This window comes from Syntrophales bacterium (genome assembly GCA_023229765.1).
Lineage (GTDB): Bacteria > Desulfobacterota > Syntrophia > Syntrophales > UBA5619 > DYTH01.
The window spans coordinates 1-3,832 of record JALNYO010000080.1; the positions used below are offsets into that span (position 1 = coordinate 1).

Sequence of the window (3,832 nt, forward strand, 5' to 3'; positions counted from 1 at the left end):
TCCCGCAAGATAAGCACCTTGATACGTTGCCCTGCTCTGAAGGGTAGATTTGTCAACACAACTCGTTTGGGGTCCGTTACAGTCAGATGTGTTTTATACGCTCTCACAGATTAACCTCCCATACTGACTTCATCGTGATCTAACATATCGAGTCCTATCATGTAGAGGCGCCTTTTTGACGGACAAAATCGAAGATTTCCTCTGTACTCATGCCATTGACTGCCAGGTTCACGATCAACGGCACGGTTACATGCATGCCCCGTACGCAGGCGCGCTCTCCCATTATCTGGGAATCCGATCAAACCCAATCATGATAGAGCCCTCCGTTGCTTCAGGTTCCCTTTTAGTACCGCCGATATGCTTATTTGTTAAGAGGAAAGAAGAGACGTTTCCCAGATTTAATCGCGGATAAGAACGCCTGTCCCAGTCCTCGGCTGTGGGTTTCATAGAAGATCGCGCCTTGTTCATTTCCCGCTGCGCCTGCTCTATCGCTTTTGCCTCCGCCCGGGCCTGTTAGCCGGCTGTTCGGGCGGAGAACGTCGGTGATCTCACAATCCGCGCCGTCAGGCTACGTCAGAATGAGAATGGTTTGCGGCCTGTGGGAATAAATAACGCTCCAAATACATAAATTGTTTCAATAATTTATGTCACGAATAAAGTAATAATTGTTACGTTTCCATAAAGGCGACTCGTGGATTGAGTTCTATCCCCATCACTTCCATGATGGCCTGGTAAATCTGCGACATCTCATCTGCGTCGAGAAGGGTAAGGGGTCCCGTGACCAGACGCTTGTTGTCTATGGCACGGATCTGATCGATCAGAAGGTCGGAATCCCGGTCCAGGCGGTCCCGGGTGCTGAGACGCAACCGCAGGGGCGCGGCGTCTTCGATTAGACGGGTTGTCAGGGGAATGACCAGGGTCGAGGGGTGGCCGGCGTCCAACAGCGCCTGGTTCTGGATGATCAGCAACGGTCTCGTCTTTCCCGGTTCCGTGCCGCGCTGCGGATTGAGATCGGCCAGCCAGACGGCGCCGTGTTCAAGTTTCCGGGTCATGTTCGATCTCCTCGAATTCCCGATTGACCGCCATGCTTTCTTCCCTTACCCGGGCGCTTACCTCCATCAGCCTGATCCTCTGCCGACGACTATGGGCCGCCCGATTCATAGATACAACGGCCCGGCGCAGATACTCGGCCCGGGGAATCTGCAATTCGGCTACATGGGAGTCCACTTCCCGGAGGAGGTCATCGGGAAGGCGAATGGAAATGGTATTCATGTATGCACCTCGTTCTGTATTCTTTAGTTGAATACTAACTTGATGCAGCGCCATTGTCAACAGGAATTACAGGAGGAAAGCCGGGAATGAAAGCCAGCAGGAAGAAAGCCGGTATCATATTCCTCACAAAATATGATTATCGCAATAACTATTTTTGCGTCAGATCAAGAAGTGACAATATCGCTTGATTCTTGTGTGGATATATGTTAGCATGTAACACACGTAATGCATAATCCATTTCGAGGTTGAACCAATGTCTAAAATATTAAACGTCCGGCTTACGGATGACATATCATCCCGGCTCGATTTTCTGGCCGAAAAAACGCAACGTCCAAAAAGCTTCTATATCAGGGAGATACTTGTCCGGCATCTTCCGGAGTATGAGGACGCCTATCTTGCCCTTGATCGTCTTAACGATAGGAACGCAAAATATTACTCGACAGAGGATGTGGAGAGGATCCTTGACCTATAGTATTCGATGGAACGAAGAGGCGGTAAACGACCTCAAGAAAATAGACCGGCAAGCACAAAAGAAGATCATAGCCAAGGTAAAGGATTATCTTTGCAAAGATCCCATCAGCATAGGTAAGCCACTCCAGGGAATCTTCAAGGGCCTTTATCGTTACCGCTATGGATCTTACCGGATTATTTACGCAATCGACAGAGGGTCAGTGGTGGTTTTGATTTTAAGAGTAGCAGATAGGAAAGACGTTTACGAAGGCCCGATTAATAAAAACTAACTAACAGAGACTAATAAACCCTTAGCATCGGCGCTTATGCAGCTACTCCACCGGCTCCATGCCTTCGTCGAGGTATTTCTTTGCGAGATCGATGTAGAGCTGCTTGCCCATCTCCCAGAACTCTTCGTCTGGGGGACGCAGCTCCCTGACGATCTGTGCCGGATTGCCGGCGACAACCACGCGCGGAGGGATTATCTGTTTCATCTTTACGACCGCGCCCTCGGCAACAATCGCCCGCTCGCCGATCTCCGACCAGATACTGAGTATGGAGCCCATACCGACAACTGCCCAATCGCCAATACTTTTTCCATGAACTACGGCGCCGTGACCGATAGTTACTTTTGTTCCGATCTGGCTTGTGTCGCCGGGAGGGACATGAACGATCACACCTTCTTCCACTGCCGTTCCGTCTCCGATTTCAATGCGGCCATAATCTCCCCTTAGAATAGCGCCGTGGCCGATATAACAATTATTACCGATAATTACATCGCCGATAACAGTTGCCGTTTCGCTTATATAGGTATCCTTTCCCACCGTCGGCCGTTTACCGTCAAATTTATAAAGCATGAGTAGACCTTTCTGAAAATGCCCAACTTTTTAAAACCTTGCACCAAGAGGTAATTGCAAAACTCCCAGCTCTGTCATTCCCGCGACTCCTTGGGGCGGGAAAGCGAAGCTTAATGTTCATAATCCAGTTTGCAAGTGTTTGAAATCATGGATGCCCGACAGAAGCCTTCGGGCATGACAAAGCGTTTTGCAATTAGCTCCTAATGATGAAACCGTCCGCCAGCCACTTGCCAAATTTCTGATACGTTTGCGCTGCCTCTCTACGTGCAGTCTGGCTGTATGTCAATGACAAAGTAGCAAAGCGCTCCCACCCGGATCATTTTTCATTGGGAAGAGGGAATATTATATATTGACCGGCCCTGCCTTTTAACCTATAACCCCGTGGCAAATCAGGACTGGCGGATTATCTTGATTGCAGGGGCGACCTCCGTAGTTTTCCGGAAGCAGGGTGGGCAAGGACAGATTAACAATGATTGACTATAAAAAAGAACTTAACGCCGAGCAGCTTCAGGTCGTTGTCGAGGCGGGCGGGCCGATACTGGTTATCGCCGGGGCGGGGAGCGGCAAAACCCGAACGCTTACCTGCCGGGTTGCCCATCTCGTGGAAGAGGGGATTCCGCCGGAGCGAATACTTCTGGCAACCTTCACCAATAAGGCCGCCCGTTCGATGCTCTCGCAAGTTGAAAAGCTGATTGGCCGTGATATATACGGGTTATGGGGGGGCACCTTTCATCACCTGGCCCACCGGACCCTGCGCGTTCATGCGAGCCGGCTGGGATTTGCCGCCAACTTTTCCATCCTCGACAGCGAGGATTCCCGCCAACTTATCAATACCTGCATCAAAGAGCTCGGGATCGACGAAAAGGCCGGCAAATTCCCCAAAGGGGATGTTGTCGGCAGTATCGTAAGCCTCGGGATCAACACAGAGGTCCCCCTTCCGGACATAGTTGCGAATCGCTATCCTTTTTTTGAGAATCGCACCGAGGATATCCTTGCCGTCGCCTCCCGCTACAGAACCAGAAAACAGGCGTTGAATGTCATGGATTTTGACGATCTGCTCTTTTTCTGGCGGGAGCTGCTCCAGAATTTTCCGGAAACAAGGGATTATTATGCGGAGCGGTTCCTCCATATCCTTGTCGATGAATATCAGGACACCAACCGTCTCCAGGCGGAAATCATGAACCTCCTGGCCGCCCGACACCGCAATCTGATGGTGGTCGGCGACGATTCCCAGAGCATTTACTCCTTCCGGG

The 3,832-nt window shown here is 50.7% G+C and carries 6 protein-coding genes; 3 read left to right on the top strand and 3 right to left on the bottom strand.

All coding sequences use genetic code 11. From position 1 onward, the window contains the following. Nucleotides 1-668 precede the first annotated feature (668 nt). The gene (locus tag M0P74_18105; GenBank protein MCK9365500.1) at nt 669-1,052 is read right to left on the bottom strand and encodes a type II toxin-antitoxin system PemK/MazF family toxin; all 384 of its coding nucleotides are present in this window, start codon (nt 1,050-1,052) and stop codon (nt 669-671) included. Then, nucleotides 1,036-1,272, bottom strand: coding sequence for a ribbon-helix-helix domain-containing protein (locus M0P74_18110; protein MCK9365501.1), 237 nt, complete (start codon nt 1,270-1,272; stop codon nt 1,036-1,038). The genes M0P74_18105 and M0P74_18110 overlap by 17 nt, the downstream gene beginning before the upstream one ends. Nucleotides 1,273-1,525: 253 nt before the next feature. Between M0P74_18110 and M0P74_18115 the strand changes: the two genes are divergently transcribed. Further along, nucleotides 1,526-1,744: a TraY domain-containing protein gene (locus tag M0P74_18115; protein ID MCK9365502.1), complete on the top strand. Its 219-nt coding sequence runs from the start codon at nt 1,526-1,528 to the stop codon at nt 1,742-1,744. After that, complete coding sequence (locus tag M0P74_18120) at nt 1,734-2,012, top strand: type II toxin-antitoxin system RelE/ParE family toxin (GenBank protein ID MCK9365503.1); 279 nt, start codon at nt 1,734-1,736, stop codon at nt 2,010-2,012. The genes M0P74_18115 and M0P74_18120 overlap by 11 nt, the downstream gene beginning before the upstream one ends. Before the next feature lie 42 nt (nt 2,013-2,054). On the opposite strand, the gene M0P74_18125 is transcribed toward M0P74_18120, so the two are convergent. Beyond that, entirely contained in the window at nt 2,055-2,579 is a 525-nt protein-coding gene (locus M0P74_18125) for a gamma carbonic anhydrase family protein (protein MCK9365504.1), read from the bottom strand. 469 nt (nt 2,580-3,048) lie between these two features. Between M0P74_18125 and M0P74_18130 the strand changes: the two genes are divergently transcribed. Further along, the coding region (locus M0P74_18130; protein ID MCK9365505.1) for a UvrD-helicase domain-containing protein at nt 3,049-3,832 on the top strand (784 nt) is incomplete at its 3' end.

Excerpts from the sequence above, each read along its gene's own strand:
- M0P74_18125 (MCK9365504.1), bottom strand. The coding sequence starts at position 2,579 with ATGCTTTATAAATTTGACGGTAAACGGCCGACGGTGGGAAAGGATACC.
- M0P74_18105 (MCK9365500.1), bottom strand. The coding sequence starts at position 1,052 with ATGACCCGGAAACTTGAACACGGCGCCGTCTGGCTGGCCGATCTCAAT.
- M0P74_18110 (MCK9365501.1), bottom strand. The coding sequence starts at position 1,272 with ATGAATACCATTTCCATTCGCCTTCCCGATGACCTCCTCCGGGAAGTG.
- M0P74_18115 (MCK9365502.1), top strand. The coding sequence starts at position 1,526 with ATGTCTAAAATATTAAACGTCCGGCTTACGGATGACATATCATCCCGG.